13 protein-coding genes are annotated in these 17,195 nt (G+C 72.6%); 9 read left to right on the top strand and 4 right to left on the bottom strand.

The genetic code is table 11. From position 1 onward, the window contains the following. Positions 1-28 precede the first annotated feature (28 nt). From ACF1CT_RS04545 to ACF1CT_RS04505, 9 genes are all read left to right on the top strand, one after another. Positions 29-2,152, top strand: coding sequence for a hypothetical protein (locus tag ACF1CT_RS04545; RefSeq protein WP_391782273.1), 2,124 nt, complete (start codon positions 29-31; stop codon positions 2,150-2,152). A 119-nt stretch (positions 2,153-2,271) separates the two neighbouring features. Continuing rightward, the gene (locus ACF1CT_RS04540) at positions 2,272-2,709 is read left to right on the top strand and encodes a phage tail protein (protein ID WP_376236513.1); all 438 of its coding nucleotides are present in this window, start codon (positions 2,272-2,274) and stop codon (positions 2,707-2,709) included. Positions 2,710-2,714: 5 nt separating this feature from the next. Beyond that, a complete protein-coding gene (locus ACF1CT_RS04535; protein WP_391782272.1) occupies positions 2,715-3,524 on the top strand; it encodes a peptidase M23 in 810 nt (269 codons plus the stop codon). After that, on the top strand, positions 3,524-5,638 hold the full coding sequence (locus ACF1CT_RS04530; RefSeq protein ID WP_391782271.1) for a VgrG-related protein: 2,115 nt from the start codon (positions 3,524-3,526) through the stop codon (positions 5,636-5,638). Before ACF1CT_RS04535 ends, ACF1CT_RS04530 begins: the two co-directional genes overlap by 1 nt. Before the next feature lie 211 nt (positions 5,639-5,849). Further along, the gene (locus ACF1CT_RS04525) at positions 5,850-6,143 is read left to right on the top strand and encodes a PAAR domain-containing protein (protein WP_391782270.1); all 294 of its coding nucleotides are present in this window, start codon (positions 5,850-5,852) and stop codon (positions 6,141-6,143) included. Positions 6,144-6,149: 6 nt separating this feature from the next. After that, positions 6,150-6,563 (top strand): GPW/gp25 family protein, encoded by a 414-nt coding sequence (locus ACF1CT_RS04520; protein ID WP_391782269.1) that lies wholly within the window; start codon positions 6,150-6,152, stop codon positions 6,561-6,563. Beyond that, on the top strand, positions 6,560-8,518 hold the full coding sequence (locus ACF1CT_RS04515) for a putative baseplate assembly protein (RefSeq protein ID WP_391782268.1): 1,959 nt from the start codon (positions 6,560-6,562) through the stop codon (positions 8,516-8,518). The genes ACF1CT_RS04520 and ACF1CT_RS04515 overlap by 4 nt, the downstream gene beginning before the upstream one ends. 5 nt (positions 8,519-8,523) lie before the next feature. Continuing rightward, a complete protein-coding gene (locus ACF1CT_RS04510) occupies positions 8,524-9,057 on the top strand; it encodes a phage tail protein (protein ID WP_391782267.1) in 534 nt (177 codons plus the stop codon). A gap of 755 nt (positions 9,058-9,812) precedes the next feature. Beyond that, positions 9,813-10,343 (top strand): NADase-type glycan-binding domain-containing protein, encoded by a 531-nt coding sequence (locus ACF1CT_RS04505; RefSeq protein ID WP_391782266.1) that lies wholly within the window; start codon positions 9,813-9,815, stop codon positions 10,341-10,343. Between the two features lie 196 nt (positions 10,344-10,539). On the opposite strand, the gene ACF1CT_RS04500 is transcribed toward ACF1CT_RS04505, so the two are convergent. The 4 genes from ACF1CT_RS04500 to ACF1CT_RS04485 all read right to left on the bottom strand — a co-directional run bounded on the left by ACF1CT_RS04500 (position 10,540) and on the right by ACF1CT_RS04485 (position 17,131). Continuing rightward, positions 10,540-12,117: an amino acid permease gene (locus ACF1CT_RS04500; protein WP_391782265.1), complete on the bottom strand. Its 1,578-nt coding sequence runs from the start codon at positions 12,115-12,117 to the stop codon at positions 10,540-10,542. A gap of 414 nt (positions 12,118-12,531) precedes the next feature. Beyond that, on the bottom strand, positions 12,532-13,365 hold the full coding sequence (locus tag ACF1CT_RS04495) for a M55 family metallopeptidase (protein ID WP_391782264.1): 834 nt from the start codon (positions 13,363-13,365) through the stop codon (positions 12,532-12,534). 155 nt (positions 13,366-13,520) lie between these two features. Next, positions 13,521-14,897, bottom strand: coding sequence for a diaminopimelate decarboxylase (locus tag ACF1CT_RS04490; RefSeq protein WP_391782263.1), 1,377 nt, complete (start codon positions 14,895-14,897; stop codon positions 13,521-13,523). 374 nt (positions 14,898-15,271) lie between these two features. Then, on the bottom strand, positions 15,272-17,131 hold the full coding sequence (locus tag ACF1CT_RS04485; RefSeq protein WP_391782262.1) for a PucR family transcriptional regulator: 1,860 nt from the start codon (positions 17,129-17,131) through the stop codon (positions 15,272-15,274). Positions 17,132-17,195 lie beyond the last annotated feature (64 nt).

Below are 17,195 nucleotides of genomic sequence, written 5' to 3'. Positions count from 1 at the left end.
AGAACCGCGGGAAGGGGCACGAGAGTTCATGGGCCTGATGTCCTGGCTGCGCGGCGGCGGACGTACGGAGAACGAGGCGCGGGCGGGCGCGGTGGGTTCCGCCACGGATTCAGCGACTCCGGCGGGCTCGGCGGTCCCGTCGGTTCCGGCGGTTCCATCGGTTCCGGAAGCGGCCCCCGGCACGGAGGCGGCGGAGGCCCGTGCGGAATCGTCCGAACCGGCCGTCCCCTCGCGCCAGCGGGTCGATCTGAGCGAACTCCCGCCCATGCGGCGGATGCTGGGAGGGCAGGCGCTGGTCGTGAACCCCTCCGGCTTCCAGGGGACGCTCGCCACCCGGCGGGACGTCTCGCTCGGTACGCCGCTCGGCCATCTGGTCAGTCCGGACGCGCCGACCGGGCTCGTGCACGGGATCACCGACCCGGCTCCGGCGGAATCGGCCGGTGGCGGATCGGTGCAGCGGACCGGGGAGCGGACGGCGGAACCGGTGACGGGGCGGGCGGTGGAGTTCCCGATGCGCGGGAGGTCCGGTACGTCCTCCGGGGACCCGGGTCTCCCGGCGTCGGGGCCCGTCGGGTCGTCCGGGGCCACCGGCCTTCCCGGTTCCGTCGGCCTTTCCGGTTCCATCGGTTCTTCCGGTTCCATCGGTTCTTCCTGGTCCGGGGCCGGGCACTTCTCCGCTTCCGTGCCGGTCGGTGTGCAGCGCTCGGTGGACGCGCGGGCGCCGCAGATGACGTCGGCCGGAGGCGCTTCGGTTGCGGGCCTGCCGGTACGGCATCTGCTGGGCGAGCAGCTCCTCGCGGCGGGGCCGGAGGCGTCCGGTCCGTGGTCCTCTCCCGCCTCGTCGCCCGTTCAGCGCACGGTGCCGTCCCCGGGAGCGGACCGTCCCCGGCGCGCGCCCGGTCTCGGCGCGCCCCTGTCGGGCCTGCCGCCCACCGCGCAGCGTCGCGCCGCCGCCGCACCGGATACGGAGACGTACACGGAGACGAGCACGGGCGGCCTGCCCGTTTCCCGGAGTTCGGGGGCCGATTTCCCGAGCACGGAGGGCGTTTCGCGGAGCTCGGAGGACGCGGGCTCCGGCGGATCCGTCGTGATGCCCGGGGTGCCCTCGGCCTTCGAGGCGACGTCGGGCCGGGGGGCGGACTCGCTCCCGTCGCCGACGTCCGGACCCGGGACGCCCAACGCCCCGCTGCTCGGCGACGATCCCCTGTTCCCCGCGCCGTCGGAGTCCGTTCCCGCGCCCGGGGCGGGCCCGGCGGTGCAGGGCCTGCCCGGGGCGCGGGAACCGGTCCCGCTGTCGCCGCCCGCGGCCACCGGGCCGCTCGCCGCACTGCTGGCCGACCGGCCGCTGACGTTCCACTCCGGACACGGGTCCGGGGGACCGGGTGGTGTGCCGGCAGGCGTGGGTGCCGACGCAGTTCCGGTGCGCTGGACGTCCGGCGGAACGGCGGCCCGGGCTGCCGTGCCTCTGCAACGTGACGTCACGATCTCGGGGAGTGGGTCGGGGAGCGGGTCGGGGAACGGGGCGTGGAACCGGCAGGGATACGGGCCGGGTAGTGCTTCGGGACACAATCTCGGAACCGGTCGGGGATCCGGCTTCGGAACTGGTTCCGGAAGCGGTGCGGGAAGCGGGCCGAGCGTTTCTTCGCCGCCTGCCCCCGCGCTGCAACGCCTGGCGGCCGGGGGGCCACCGGTGCCACGGTCGCTGTCGGCGGTCGGCCGTTCCTTCGCATCGGCGACGACGTCCCCCGCCCACTCCGCCCCCGCCCACTCCGTCCTCGTGAACGACTTCGCCACGGCGGGTTCGGTCGCCGTCGCCTCGGGAGTGGCCCAGCGGATGGCGGACGGCAGTGTCGTCTTCGGCCCGCCCCCACCCGCGTACTCCGTGCCGGTCGTCCAGCGCGAGACGCAGAGCGAGGAGCCTCCTCCTCCGGAGCCGCCCCCCGAGCCCTTGCCCGAACCGGAGCCCGGGCCCGGGCCCGTGTCCGACGTTTCCGGGTCCCCCGACGCCCACGCCCCGGCACCCGGCGGGGCACCACCGGTCGTCACCGACGAACTGGTCCGCGCCCTGTACCCGCCGCTCAGCAGGCTCTTCAAGGCGGACCTCCGGCTGGAACGCGAACGCGCGGGCTTCCTCATCAACACCCGGCACTGACGAACGGCAAGCGGCAAGCGGCGAACAGCGACGGCGAACAGCGACGGCGAACAGCGACGACGAACAGCGACAGCGGACAGCAGAGCAGTGACACCACAGGGAATGGAGAGGTACGCGCCATGGCCACCGACCGGAACGACGATCCCGCCGTCAGTGTCTGTTTCGTCGTCACCATCGACGACATCGAGCTCGGGTCGTTCAACACCTGTGACGGGCTGGGCTGCGAAGTGGTGCTCGAAACACGGGAGGAGGGCGGCAACAACGGCCACCTGTGGCAGTTGCCGACCCGCCTGAAGTACTCCAACGTCAAGCTCTCCCGGCCGCTGACCAGGGAGACCGAGAAGGTCGCCCGCTGGTTCGCCACCATGACGACAGGGTTCAGCCGCAAGACCGCCCACATCGAGGCCCGGACCGGGGACGGGCAGAAGGTGGCCCAGTGGGGGCTGCTGGAGGTCGTCCCGGTCCGCTGGACCGGTCCCTCCTTCACCCCCGAATCACCCAAGGTGGCGATGGAGACGATCGAGATCGCCCACCACGGCTATGTGATGGAGGGCTGACGGCCGTGAGCGGTGCGGGTCCCATCGCGTTCAGCGCCGCCGGTACGGCCGGAACATCGGCGGCCGCGAAGGCGGGCAGGGGAGGTTCGGCCAGGCCCAAGCTGGAGCACGCCTACCTGGAGCTGCGGACTCCGCCGACCGGTGGCGGTCTCACCCCGGGCGGTCCCTGCGGGCGGATCGACTTCCAGTTCAACCCCAAGGAGCTGAGCCTCACCAAGGCCGCCTCGTGGAAACGGAGTCCGGCCAAGGGCGCCAAGAGCTCCGGCCCGCCCGAGTACCAGGGATCGCAGCCCAGCAAGCTCACCGTCGAGATGTTCTTCGACGCCGGCGACACCCACGACACCCGTGTGGTGACCTCGGTGGAGCAGCTCTTCGCCTGTTGTGTGCCGACGAACGAGACCCGTCAGCAACAGCGGTCGTCGCCGCCCTGGGTGGTGTTCCACTGGGGCGGCCTGACCGGTTTTCCGGGCTATGTCAGCCAGGTGCAGGCGAAGTACACCCTGTTCACCACCTCGGGGGTGCCGATCCGGGCCGTCTGCCAGGTGACGATGGAGGAGATCAGCGGCGACACCCCGGGACAGAACCCGACCTCGGGCGCCCTCGCGGCCCGGCGGGTCCACCGGTTGGACGCGGGGGACTCGCTGCCGTCGCTGGCCCAGCGCGAGTACGGCGACCCGGCCGCCTGGCGGGTGATCGCGGAGGCGAACGGGATCGACGACCCGCTGCGGCTGGCCCCCGGACGTCACCTGCTGCTGCCCGCGCCGGACGAGTTGAAACGGCTCGACGAGGGCGGCCGGGACGGAGGGCGGCCCTGATGGCCCAGTCGGGCGTCGCGACGGCGCTGGTGGTGGAGTTCGGTGGCCGTCCGCTGCCGCCCAGGTTCGTGAACACGCTGGTCGAGGGGTATGTCGACGACAGCCGGACACTGCCCGACCTGTTCCTGTTGCGGTTCCGGGACCCTGACCGTGTGCTGCTGGAACAGGCCGGGCTGAAGATCGGCAGCGAGGTCCGGCTGCTGGCCCGCGCGGGCGGCGACTCGGCCCCGAAGCCGTTGCTGAAGGGAGTGGTCACCGCCCTGGAGGTGGAGCTCGACGAGACCGGTACCTTCACCGTCGTACGCGGGCTCGACGAGTCGCACCGGCTGTTCCGCGGGCGGCGGGTGGCGAGCTACCAGAACATGACACTCGCCGACGTCTGCGCCCAGGTGGCCCAGCGCGCCGGGCTGAAGCCGGGAAACGTCGACGTTGCCGGGCCCGTACTCGAACACATCGCCCAGCCCAACGTCACCGACTGGGAGTTCGTCCGTGAACTGGCGGAGGAGGCCGGCGCCCAGGCGTATGTGCTGGACGGACAACTGCACATCACCCGCCCCGCGGAGGCGAACGCCGCACCCGACGGATCGGCCCGCGCCGATCGCGATCCGCTGGTCCTGGAGATGGGCAGCAACCTGTTGCGCTGCCGCGCCGGGGTGTCCTCCGCCGAGCAGGTGTCCGAGGTCGAGGTGCGCGGCTGGGACGTCAAGACCAAGCAGCCGCTCGTCGGGCGGGCGCCCGCGGGGCAGTCGGCGACGCTGGAACTCGGGGTGAGCGCGGCCGACGTGACCGCACCGTTCGGCGAGGCGCGCTTCGTGGTCACCGACGCGGCGTACGGGACCCAGGCGCAGGTGGACCAGGCGGCGAAGGCGCTGGCGGAGCGGATCGCCGGGTCGTTCGCGGAGCTGGAGGCGGTGATCCGGGGGAACCCGGAGGTACGGGCGGGCAGCGCCGTGGCGCTCAACGCGGTGGGGGCGCCGTTCGAGGGGCGGTACACGGTCACTTCGTCGCGGCACGTGTTCGATCCGGTGCGCGGGTACGAGACCTGGCTCACGGTCTCCGGGCAGCAGGAGCGTTCGCTGTTCGGACTGACCGGTGGAGGAGCGGGCTCCGGTGGGTTCGGGGCGGGAGCCGGCGGTGGGTCGCGGTGTGCGGGGCTGGTCAGTGGCACGGTCACGGACACCCATGACCCGGAGGGCTCCGGCCGGGTCAAGGTGCGGTTTCCCTGGTTGTCGGACGAGTACGCGAGCGACTGGGCACGCACGGCGCAGTCCAGCGGGACGAGCGGCGGCGAGGCGTTCATTCCCGAGGTCGGGGACGAGGTTCTGGTCGGGTTCGAGCACGGGCATCTGGACCGCCCGTACGTTCTCGCCGGTCTGTACAACGGGAAGGACCGGCCGTCGCAGGGCAGCGGCGGCAACGGAGGAATCGACGGCGGGGCGGGGGGCGTTGCCGGTGCGGTGGCCGCAGCCGCGACCGGTGCCCCGGCCGCCTCCGGTTCCGACGACCCCGCCTCCGGTGCGGATTCCCTCTCAGCCTCCGCCTCCGGCTCCGGCTCCGGTTCCGGTTCCGGTTCCGGTTCCGGTTCCGGTTCCGGTTCCGGTTCCAGCTTCGGGGCAGGGGTCGGTTCCGGTTCCGGTTCTGTGCAGGGGACGCCGCTGGTGGATCCGACCAGCGGAGCCGTCAACCGCCGGTCGATCGCCTCCAGGAGCGGGAACCAGTTGGAGATCCTGGACGGTGCGGACGGCCCGCAGGGCGTACGTCTGCTCACCGGCGACGGCAAGTTGAAGATCGATCTCGACCGCAGGGGGACCGCCATCGTCATCAACAGCGACGGCAGCGTGACCATCGAGGCCCAGCAGCAGGTCTCCATCAGGGCGGCGCATGGTGTCGCCCTCGACGGCGGGCAGGGCACACTCGAACTCAGCGGTGAGAGTGTCACGTTGACATCCCGCGGCGGAGTGCGGGTGGACGGGGGGAACGGCGATGTGGCGTTCTCCACGGGCGGCACGGTGAACGTCAGGGGCGCGCAGGTCGCCGTCGACGGGACGCAGCGCACCGACATCAGGAGCGGAGGCTCCCTGGCGATCAACGCGCCGCTGGTGAAGATTAATTGACGGCATCCCGTTTGACGCCGGGCCGCTCCGGGCCACTCCGAACGAGTACGGGCGACGCCGGGGAGCGACCCCGGGGGAGCGAGTGCGGTGCGCGGTCCGGTGCGCGGCTTCCGGGAATGGCCCGGGCACGGCTGCCGGGAACGGCTCCCGGGCACGGGAACAGCAGCGAGGGCGCCCGAACGGGGCGCGGGACGAGAGGAACGGGCAACCGATGTCATTGGTCTCAATGCCTGCAGCGCGGGTCGGCGACCCCACCGGACATCCGGGCACGATCGGGCCGCCCGGTGTTCTGACCGTGCTCATCGGCGGGCGGCCCGCCGCCACCGTCGGCACGTCGCACGAGTGCGCCTTTCCGCCCCCCGCGGTGCACCCGCCGTCCGTGATCGTGCCGCCCGGCAGCACTTCGGTGCTGATCGGCGGGCTGCCCGCGGCCCGGGTCGGGGACAAGGCCGCCTGCGGCGCGCCCGTGGTGTTCGGGTGCCCGACGGTGCTGATCGGGGGCTGAACGCACATGGGGCAGGAGTTCATCGGCGCGGGCTGGGCGTTTCCGCCCCGCACCGACGCCACCGGATCCATCGCCCTGGTGCGCGGCGAGCACGAGCTGGAGGAGTCGATCCGGCTGATCCTGGCGACCTCGCCGGGCGAGCGGCCGATGCGGCCGGAGTTCGGCTGCGGGATCAACGACTACGTGTTCGCCCCGGCGGACGCGGGCACAGCCGGGCAACTCGCCTACGAGGTACGCCTCGCACTGGACCGGTGGGAGCCCCGGATCGAGGTGACGGAGGTCGTCGTCCGCTTCGACGAGGCCGACGAGGGCGTCCTGTACATCGACATCGGCTACACCGTGCGCGGTGCCAACGACCCCCGGAACCTGGTCTTCCCGTTCTATGTGATCCCGGAGCACGAGGAGGTGGACCACGCGTGACGCTGCCCAGCCCGCATCTGGACGACCGACGCTTCCAGGGCCTGGTCGACGAGGCGAAACGACTCGTCCAGCAGCGCTGCCCCGAGTGGACCGACCACAACGTGTCGGACCCCGGCGTGACCCTCATCGAGGCGTTCGCGACCATGGTCGACCAGCTCGTCTACCGGGTGAACCGGGTGCCGGAGAAGAGCTACCTGACCTTTCTGGACCTGATCGGGGTCCGGCTGCACCCACCCACCGCCGCCCACACCGACGTGACCTTCCGGCTCGCCGCGCCCCGGCCCGAACCGGTCCGGGTGCGGGCGGGCACGGAGGTGGCCACCGTCCGCACGGAGACCGAGGAAGCGGTCGTGTTCACGACCATCCGTGAACTGTCGATCGCACCCTGCGAGTTCACCTGTCTCGCGACATGGCCGACCGCCGGGGACGCCGTCGACCGGACGGAGGAGCTCGCGCTCGGCCGGGCCGTTCCCTGCTTCGACAGCGCACCCGCGCCCGGCGACGCCCTCTACGTCGGTCTGTCCGCCGCCGTCCCGTCGGGCGTCGTCGCGCTGCGGCTGGACTGCGCGGTGGAGGGGGTCGGCGTGGACCCGCTGCGCCCGCCGCTGCTCTGGGAGGCGTGGGACGGCAGTGCCTGGACGGTCTGCGAGGTAGAGAAGGACGACACCGGCGGCTTCAACAGGTCCGGGGAACTGATCCTGCACCTTCCGGAGGGGCACACTCCGGCCACTGTGGTGCGCCGGACCGGGGGCTGGCTGCGCTGTCGCCTGGTGGAGGCCGAACCGGGGCAGCCCACGTACATGGCACCCCCGGTGGTGCGGGGGATCAAGGCGTTCACCATCGGCGCCACCGTCGGTGCCGTGCACGCCGAGACCGTGACCGACGAGGTGCTCGGCCCGGCCGAGGGCGTCCCCGGGCAGGTCTTCACGGTGAGCCGCCCGCCGGTGGTGCCCGGCGAGTTCGTCGTCGAGGTGGCCGATCCCGGGCGGGGACCGCACGCGACGGAGTGGACCCGCGTCGACGACTTCGCGCACTCCGGCCCCGACGACCGGCACATCACGCTCGACCCCAATTCGGGGCGGGTCGAGTTCGGTCCCGCGGTACGGGAGCGGGACGGGTCGATCCGTTACTACGGGGCGGTGCCGCCGAAGGGCGCAGGCGTGCGCGTGCGCGCGTACCGCACCGGTGGCGGCCTGCGCGGCAACGTCGCCCGTTCCACGCTCCGGGTGCTGCGCAGCGCCATCCCGTACGTGGCCCGGGTGGAGAACCGGCGGCCCGCGCTCGGCGGGGTCGACGGCGAGACGGTGGAGAGTGCCCGGGTGCGCGGGCCCATGACGCTGCGGACCCTGCACCGGGCGGTCGTGCCGCACGACTACGAGCTGCTGGCCCGGGAGGTCGCCCCCGACGCGTCCCGGGTGCAGTGCATCCCGGCCGGCGGCGACTCGGACGTGGAGGCGGGCGGGGTGCGGCTGCTCGTCGTGCCGGCCGGACGCAGCGACGAGCAGGGCCGGATCCACTTCGACGAGCTGATTCCGCCGCAGCACACCCTCGCCCTGATCGCCGGCCATCTCGACGAACGGCGGCCGATCGGTGCCCGGCTGGTGGTCGAGCCGCCCTTCTACCAGGGGGTCACCGTGGTCGCCACGGTCCAGGCCCGCCGGGGCGCCGTGCCGGAACGGGTGCGGAAGGAGGCGCTGGAGGCCCTCTACCGCTATTTCAACCCGCTCGGCGGCGGACCCGGCGGCGAGGGCTGGCCGTTCGGGCGGCCGATCCAGTCGGGCGAGGCCTTCGCGGTGCTGCAACAGGTGGCGGGGGTGGACCTGGTGGAGGACGTACGCCTCTTCCCCGCCGACCCCGTGACGGGGCAACGCGGCGAACCCACCACCAAGATCGCGCTGGACCGGCACGCGCTGGTCTTCAGCTACGAGCATCAGCTCCGGGTACGGGAGGGCTGAGCGTCGTGCGCACCGCCGTGTCCGGCCTGCCGACCCCGCATCCGCTGATCGAGCAGCTTCCCGCCGTCTACCTGGAGCAGGACTTCCTGCAACGGTTCCTGGCGGCGCTCGACGACGTGCTCGCCCCGGTCCTGCTGTCCATCGACAACCTGCCCGCGCACCTCGACCCCCGCAGCGCGCCCGAGGACTTCCTGTCCTGGCTGGCCCAGTGGGTCGCCGTCGAACCGCACGAGAGCCATCCGGTGGGGCAACGGCGTGCGGCGGTGCGCGGCGCGGTGGAGCGGCACAGCCGACGCGGCACCCGGCGCGGCCTCGCGGAGGCGGTGTTCCTGGAGACCGGGACCGAACCTGACATCGTCGAGAGCGGGGGCACGGCGTGGTCGTCGACCCCGCACACGCAGTTCCCGGGCGGTCCGCGGCCGTGGGTGACGGTGCGGGTCCGGGCGGCGCAGCCGCACCGGGTCGACCGGGTGCGGCTGGAGGAGCTGATCCGTTCGGAGATACCGGCGCACGTGGGCTTCGACCTGGAGGTGTCGTGATCTGCGAGGTGTGCGGGCAGAGCAACGCGCCGGGGACGCCGTTCTGCACATCGTGCCAGGCGTTCCTGGAGTGGGAGGAGGAGCGCGGGAGGGGCACATCTGGCGCATCTGGCACATCTGATACATCGGGTGCATCGGGTGCATCGGGTGCATCGGGTGCATCGGGCGTGTCGGGTGGTGGGCGTAGTGGGCGTAGTGGGCGTAGTGGGCGTGATGGGCGTGTGTCGGGCAGTGCGGGTGGTGGCCCATCTGCCGCTCCGCGGCCGGAACCTTCCGCGCAGCCGCAGCCGCAGCCGCAGTCGCAGCCGCAGTCGCAGCCGGGGCCCTCGGTACAGCCGCAGTCGCAACCGGGACCGCGACCGGAGTCACCGTCCCGACCGGAGTCACCGTCCCGACCGGGCATCGATCCGCCCCGGCCACCCGCTGCGACCGCCGCCCCGCGCCGACCCGGTGACCAGCCGGACGTTTCCGCATCCGGCCCCGAGGCGCTCCCGCACGTACCCCCCGCGCCCGCGTCCGCACCGTCCGCACCACCGCCCGCCGAGCCCGTCCGCTGTCCCAACTGCCGTACGGAGAACGCCCCGGATCGAACCCTGTGCATCCGCTGCGCATTGCTTCTGGACCCGGGTCCGCCTCCCGGGGCCCGGCCTCCGTGGTGGCGCAGGGTCCTGCGGCGCCGGCAGCGCCGGGCGCCCGTCGCGGGGGACCGGCCGCGGCGTCGACTGTGGCGCCGTCCCCGCCTGGCACTGCCCCTCGTGCTGATCGTGGTCGCGTGCGGAATCTGGTTCGCCCTTCCGCACGTGTCGGGCTGGCTGGGCTTCGCCAAGGACGAGACCGGAACGCCGGAGGCGGTACCGCCCGCCCGGTTCCGGGCCTCCAGCGGGGCCCCCGGCCATCCGGCGGGCGCCGCGTTCGACGGATTCAACAACCGCTACTGGGCGCCCGCGGAGGCGGGGACCGATTCCGGTGTGGGGCAGTATTTGGAGTGCGACTTCGAGCAGCCGGTACGGGTGCTGAAGCTGGTCGTCTTCGCGGGTACGTCGACGAAGATGGACGAGTTCCTCACGCAGGCGCGTCCGGCTCGCATCACCGTCCTGCTCACCTCCGCCGACGGCAGGGAGACGAGCAAGGAGATCAGGGTCAAGGACCAGCCCGGTCAGCAGACCTTCGATCTGCGCGGTACAGAGGTGGTCCGGGCCCGGCTCACGACGAGCAGCACCCACGGAACGGGCCCCGACCGGCGCATGGCCGTCGCCGAGGTCGAGTTCTTCGGGCGACGGTCCTGACGATTTCGGGCGGTGGTCCTGACGTTCTCGGCCGAGGGCTCCGACGTTCTTCGGCCGACGACCTCGACATTCCTCGGTCGAGTCCCGACCACGACCGCCCGTCCACCCCCCTCTGCCACTCCGCGAGGCCCCGGCCGGGGGCTGAGCACACCCGGCCGGGGCCTCGCGGGGTTCGCGGTGTCCGGAAGGAACGCGGTCAACGGGTGGGGAGCGCCTCCGTTCCGGGACCGCCTGCGACCGCGTCCCCGCTTCCGCCCCCGGTTCCGGTTTCGATTTCGGTTCCGGCTTCGGGTCCCCCTCCCCCTCCCGCTCCGGTTCCGGATCCGGCTCCTGACCCGATGCCGTCCCCGAGTTGCTCCGGCCGACGCGGGCCGCGGGCCCTGCGCACCCCGTAGGCGAGCAGCACCACGGCCAGGCTGCCGAGGCTGGTGAACAACTGGGTGCGCTGGTCGCCGATGACGGCCATGGCCACCAGCACGGCGGCGAAGCCGGCCATCACCACCCAGGTCAGATAGGGGAAGAGCCACATGCGCAGGGTCAGCCGTTCCGGTGCCTCGCGCTCCATCCGGCGCCGCATCCGGAGCTGGGACACGCCGATCATGAGGTACATGAAGATGGCGATGGCACCCGAGGAGTTGACCAGGTAGCTGAACACGGTGTCCGGGGACAGGTAGGCGAACAGCACCGAGACCCAGCCCACCACGGTTCCGGCGAGGATGGCGCGGGCCGGGACGTTGCGCTTGTTCGTCGCCACGAGCCAGCCGGGCGCGTCGCCGTGCGTGGCGAGGGCCCGCAGCATGCGCGAGGACACGTAGACCGAGGAGTTGAGCACGCTCAGCACCGCGGTGAGGATCACGACGTCCATCACCACACTCGCGCCGGGCAGTCCGATGATCTTCCAGGCCGCGACGTACGGACTGGCGAGGACCTTGGCGCTGTCCCACGGAACGATGGTGACGACCAGGACGATCGAGCCGACGTAGAAGAGAATGATCCGCCAGATGATCCCGGTGGTGGCACGGGCGACGGATCGTTCCGGCTCTTTGCTCTCGGCGGCGGCGATGGTGACGATCTCGGCCCCGCCGAAGGCGAAGATGACCACGACGATCGCGGAGAAGATCGAGGTGAAGCCGTTGGGGGCGAAACCGCCGTGCGAGGTCAGGTTCGAGAAGTCGAACGAGGCACCGGGCCAGGCGCCGAAGACGTACAGCCCGCCGACGATCAGGAAGGCGACGATCGCGGCGACCTTCACCGAGGAGAACCAGAACTCGAACTCACCGAACGACTTCACCGACAGCAGGTTGGTCGCGGTCATCACGACCATCAGACCCATCGCCAGGACCCACAGCGGAAGCCCGATCCAGGCGTGCAGGATGGCCGCTCCGGCGACGGCCTCCACGGCCACGATGATGACGTAGTAGTACCAGTACAGCCAGCCGATGGTGAAGCCCGCCCACGGCCCGATGGCGGTGCGCGCGTAGTCGGCGAACGACCCCGAGGACGGCTTCGCCACGACCATCTCACCGAGCATGCGCATCGTGCACAGGACGAGCGCTCCGGCCAGGCAGTACGACACGATCGCGGCGGGTCCCGCGGTCTTGATCACGGAACCGCTGCCGACGAACAGACCGGCGCCGATCGCCCCGCCGATCGCGATCATCGACATGTGGCGGTTGCGCAGGGAGCGGCTGAGCTCCGGTTGCGGGCTCTGCGGGCTCTGCGAGTTCTGTGGGCTCTGCGGCGCTCTTCGCGGGGCGGGGGCGGGGGAAGTCATGGCAGCTCCAGTCCTGGGCAACGGGGTCGGGGCGCGGAGGGGTCCCTCCCGTAGAGGGGTGTCCGGCGGGTGCAGGGGGCCAGTGGGGCAGAGGGTGGTCCGGCGGGGGCAGCCGCTCTCGGGGCGCGGACGTCGGTCGGACGCACGCCCCTGGGAGACGTGAGGGGACCGCTCCCGCAGGAGCGTCCGGGGTCCGTGCCGCCGGGGAGGCTTCTGGCCGTTGAGCGGGCACGGGGTCGGGGGCGGGGCGTCGGCCCGGTCGGGGCCGCGGTGCTGTGCGATCGGTCGGGCCGGGTACGCCTGTGCGGTCGATCAGGCCGGGTACGCCTGTGCCGTCGGGTCGCGTGCGTCCCGGCTCACGGGTCCCGGCGTACCCGCGTCATTCGGTTCCGGAGCACCGGAACGGTCGGGCGGTCAGGTCCAGTCGCCCTCGCGACCGCCGCCGATCACCCAGGTCAGCGCGCGGAAGCGGCGCAACGCCTCACGGGCGTCGGGGGCTTCCATGCGTACGGTCAGGGGGCCGGCCGGTTCGACACCGGCCAGCGCGCATGCGCGTTGGGCGAGGTGCGGGCTGTCCACGTCGACCTCGACCACGTGCGGTGCCGGGTGCGTGGCGGGGCGTGGCGGGGGCGCGGAGAGCGCTGCGGCGGCCTCCCGGCGGATGTCGACGGACGTGACGGCCGGGGTACGGCAGATCGCGGCATGCCGGGAGATCGCCGTCTTCACCGCGACCGTCCGGCAGCCGGGTGCGTACCGGGTCGCGTCGCGGCAGGTCACGTCGTCGCCGGTGACCAGGACGACGGGCACTCCGGCCTCCGCTGCCACCAGGGCGTTGAACTCTCCCTCGCCGACGGGTTCGCCGTCGATGCGCACGCCGAGGACGCTGTGCGACAGATAGGTGTGCGCGAGAACGCCCTGTTCGCCCGCGCCGGTGTGATAGCCGACGAACGCCACCGCGTCGATTCCGGCTTCCAGTCCCTCCATCATGCCCAGCGGCTTGTGCCGCCCGACGATCAGGACCGCGCGGGGATCGAGCTCCTCGATGAGCACGTTGTCCATGCCGCAGTGCGCGTCGTTCACGATCACCTCGTCCGCGCCGGCGTCGGCGAACCCCGCGACAGCGGCGTTGACGTCCCGGGTGAGCAGTCGGCGGAACCGTTCGTAGCGCGGTGTGCCCGCCTCGACGTCCGCCGGGGAGACCGTTCCGGTCGCCCCCTCCATGTCGGCGGATATCAGAACACGCGTCACCTCCCGCGTTCCGTCCGCCCCGCTCGCTCTGTCGCGCGTTCCGCTCGTCGCGTCTTTCGTCCCGCTCGTCCCGCTCGTCCCGCTCGTCCTGCTCGTCCTGCTCGTCCCGGTCGTCCCGGTCGTCCCGGTCGTCCCGGTCGTTTCGGTCGTCCCGCTCATTCCGCCACCTCCTTCGCCTGTTCCGCAGGGGCGCCCGAACGCAGTGCGACAAGGGCGTCCGCCTGGGCGAGCCCGCTCTCCTCGACCACGCCGCGCACGCTCTGGGCCTCGCGCACGAGCGCGAACCGTATCCCTCCGTCGGAATCGGTCCGATAACCGTACACAGCGGGCCGAGGCAGGGAATTGTAGGAGAAGTGCGAGGAGAAGTAGTACGCCCCGGTGTCGTACAGCGCCACCACGTCTCCCGGCTCGACGGCCGGGAGCTCGCGCCCGATCGCGGTCAGGTCCCCGGCGAAGCAGCACGGGCCCGCGATGTCGACGACCTCGGGCGGGCCCTGCTTGGGGCGTCCGGCGGCGTCGAACACCCCGACGCGCAGCGGCCAGGCGTCGGGCATGAAGACGGTACGGGTCGCCACCTGGGCCCCGGCGTGCGTGACCGCGATCCGGCGTCCCCCGGCCGACTTCGTGTACTCGACGACCGATCCGATGGTCCCGCTCTTGGCGAGCAGCGACCGGCCGAACTCGGTGACCAGGGCGTAGCGGCCGTCGAGGAGTCCGGGTGCGGCGGCGCGGAGTTCGGCGACATAGTCCGCGTACGTCGGCCGGTCGTCCTCGTCGTCGAAGTTGACCGGCAGGCCGCCGCCAATGTCGATGCCGGTGATCTGCGTGCGGCCGAGTTCGGCGTTGATGCGCTCGGCGAGTTCGTACGCGGCCCGCACGCCCTGGGCGATGAGCGGCAGCGGGCAGCCCTGGGAACCGACATGGGCGTGCAGCCGGTTGAGCCACGGCCGCTGTGCGAAGGCCTCGACCACCGCGTCGACGGCGCCCGGATCGCGCAGCGCGACACCGAACTTCGAGGTCGCGGTCGCGGTGCTCATCGCCCCGATCGCACCTGCTCCCACCTGGGGGTTCACCCGCAGCCCGATGGGTCCGGCGGCTTCCCGGCCGGCCAGCAGACGGTCGACGCGGGTCATCTCCTGGAAATTGTCCAGGTTGATCGCGATGCCGTGGGCCAGGGCGAACTCCAGCTCCTCCACCGTCTTCGCGGGGCTGTCGAAGACCAGCCGGTCGTACGTGAACCCGGCCGCGAGTGCCTGCTCCAGTTCCCCGGGCGAGGCGACCTCGCAGCCCATCCCCGCGTCCGCGAGCAGTCGCAGCACCGGCACCAGGCCGCATGCCTTAGCCGCGAACGTGTGGTGCACGGTGGCCGGTCCCTCGAACGCCTCGTTCAGCGCCTCGACCGCGGCCAGTACGCCATCGACATCGAGCAGACCGACCAGCGGGGACCCGGGACCGAGCAGGCCGTCCTCGACGGCTCGCGCCAGCGCGGCCTCACGGGCGCCGGCGCGCCGAGGGGAAGAACCGGAAGTCACATGAACCACACTCCAGACGTCGGGTCGTGCACGGCACTCGTCGAGTGACCGACCGTTGTGCACAGCTTCGGCGCGCGGTGCCCGTGACGTCTTCATCCGGTGCGACCACGGATGAGCGTGATCCATGTCGGACGGAACAAGAAAACGATCATGAAGGCCGACGGTGTCCCGGGGCGGACCGCACCGGGGTTTCCCACGCCCGCGGGCCTCGGAGCCTGTCGGGCGACCTCTGGCCGGGCGGCCACTCCCTGGCACGCACACTTCCGGCGTTGCCGACATGACCGAGCAATTCCGCCACTGAGCTCTCCCGGTGCCTTGGAATCGCACGCACGATGCCGCGTCCGCCTTCCGGCCGAAGGCCACCCGGCAGGTTCTCAGGGCACCCGCCGGGCCAGCCGCATTCCGATGTCCGCCAGGAGCCGGACGGTGGGGTCGGCCAGGTCGACGCCGAACAGTTCGCGGGCCCGCCGCAGCCGGTAGCGCAGGGTGTTCGCGTGCACGTTCAGTCGCCGGGCGGCCTCGCCCGTGTCGCCGAACGCGTCAAGGTAGGCGGCCACCGACGCCCCGTACGCGGAGCCGTGCGCGCGGTCGTGCTCCGCCATCGTGTGCACGGGCCCCGACAGCGTCTCCCACAGGGGACCCACCCGGTCGAGCACCTGGAGCAGAGCCGTCTCGGGAACCACCTCGTGGTGGGCCGCGGCGGCCGACACCACCCCCGTGGCATCGGCGGGCCCGGCCTCCCCGGCCGGATGCCTCGCGGCCCGCTCCCGCAGCACACGTACCACCAGTTCCGCGGCCTCGCGCGACGCGGGCAGCCCCGACCAGTCCCCGGCAACCGGGCCGGCACCGGCGAACACCACACTGCGCGGCACCGAACGGGCCGTCGTCAGCAGGGCGCGCGCCGGGTCGGCTTCCCCGTTGCCCGCCGGGACCAGGACGTACAGCCGCCGCCCGGACCGTGCGGTGACGCACCCCGGCCGGTAGGCCGCCGCCTGCAACGCCAGCACGTCCAGCACCCGCTGCTCGGTCGCGTTCCCCGGGCCCGGAGCCGTGCCCGCGGCGCCGAGTCCCCGGCCGCCATACGCCTCGGCCCCCGCACCTGTCCCTGTCCCTGTCCCCGCCCCCGTACTCGCACTCGCACTCGCCGGGAATGTCCCCGCCGCCGCACTCGTACTTGCACTCGCACTCGCAGGGAACGCCCCCGGTCCCACACCCGCCGGAAACGCCTCCGCGACCATTACCGCGTACGGCTGCCCCGGCGTGATCCCGATGTCGTGACCGGCGCGCGCCGCGTACGCGCCCCCCTCCAACAGGGCGTGCACCGCCTGTTCCCTGGCCCGGGCGGCGGCCCGACCCCAGGTCTGGTGGTGCGACAGGTGGGGCACGGCGGCCCGCGCCGCCGTGCGCAGTGCCGCCGCCGCGCCGTCGGCCAGTGGTCTGCCGTCCGCCGCGGCCCACAACGAGCCGAGGACCTCGGAGCCGTGGCGGACCGCGATGGCCAGCCGCTCGGCGTAACGGTCGTCGGCCGGCAGACGCACCACGTCGTCGGTGTTCCACAGCGCCTGGAAGAAGCCGCTCTCGCGCAGTTCGTGAACGCGCCAGCGGGGCACCTGCTGGCCGAGGATGGTGAGTCGCCGCATCGGATCGGGTTCGTGGTCCATGCGCGAATACGCGAGCACCCGGGATTGCGGATCCTCGATGGTGATGGCCCCGCCGACCAGGTCTGCCACCGTGTTGGCCAGCCCGGACAGGTCCCCGAGCCGCAGTCCGCCCGCCCCGTCCTCTCCGCCCCCGCCGCCCGCTCCGGCCGGGGCGCTGTGTGCCAGGGCGGTGCGCAGCTGACCGAGCACCTCCGTCCAGCCCCGGCCCGGTCGTCGGGTCAGCAACGCGGTGCGCCCCGCGCCCGCCGCCTCCAGCAGCGCCGACCGCGGCCCACGGGGGCCCCGCCGCATCACCACGGCCGCGGCCCCGGCCCGGTCGGCGCTCCGCAGCGCGTCGACCGCCTCCGGCGAGGAGACCTCCACGCCGACCACGAGCAGGATCAGCCCGGACGCCGCCCAGGTGTCGTCGTCCCGCTCCTCGCCGGGGTCGTGCAGCACCACATCCGCCACCGGCACACCCGTACCGCGCGGAGCCACGACGACGTCGAGCATGCCGGGAGCGATCAGCCCGAGGATCTGGCCCAACGAGGGCCCGGCGTCGCGTCCGTCCGGTTCATGCGCATGTGTTGCCATGCATCCATCATGGTCGGAGCGTCCGACATGGCCGGACGGCCCGGTGATCTCGTCCGGTCATCGG

This window comes from Streptomyces sp. NPDC014734, from assembly GCF_043083325.1.
Lineage (GTDB): Bacteria > Actinomycetota > Actinomycetes > Streptomycetales > Streptomycetaceae > Streptomyces.
This window is presented reverse-complemented; position numbering and strand designations above follow the sequence as displayed.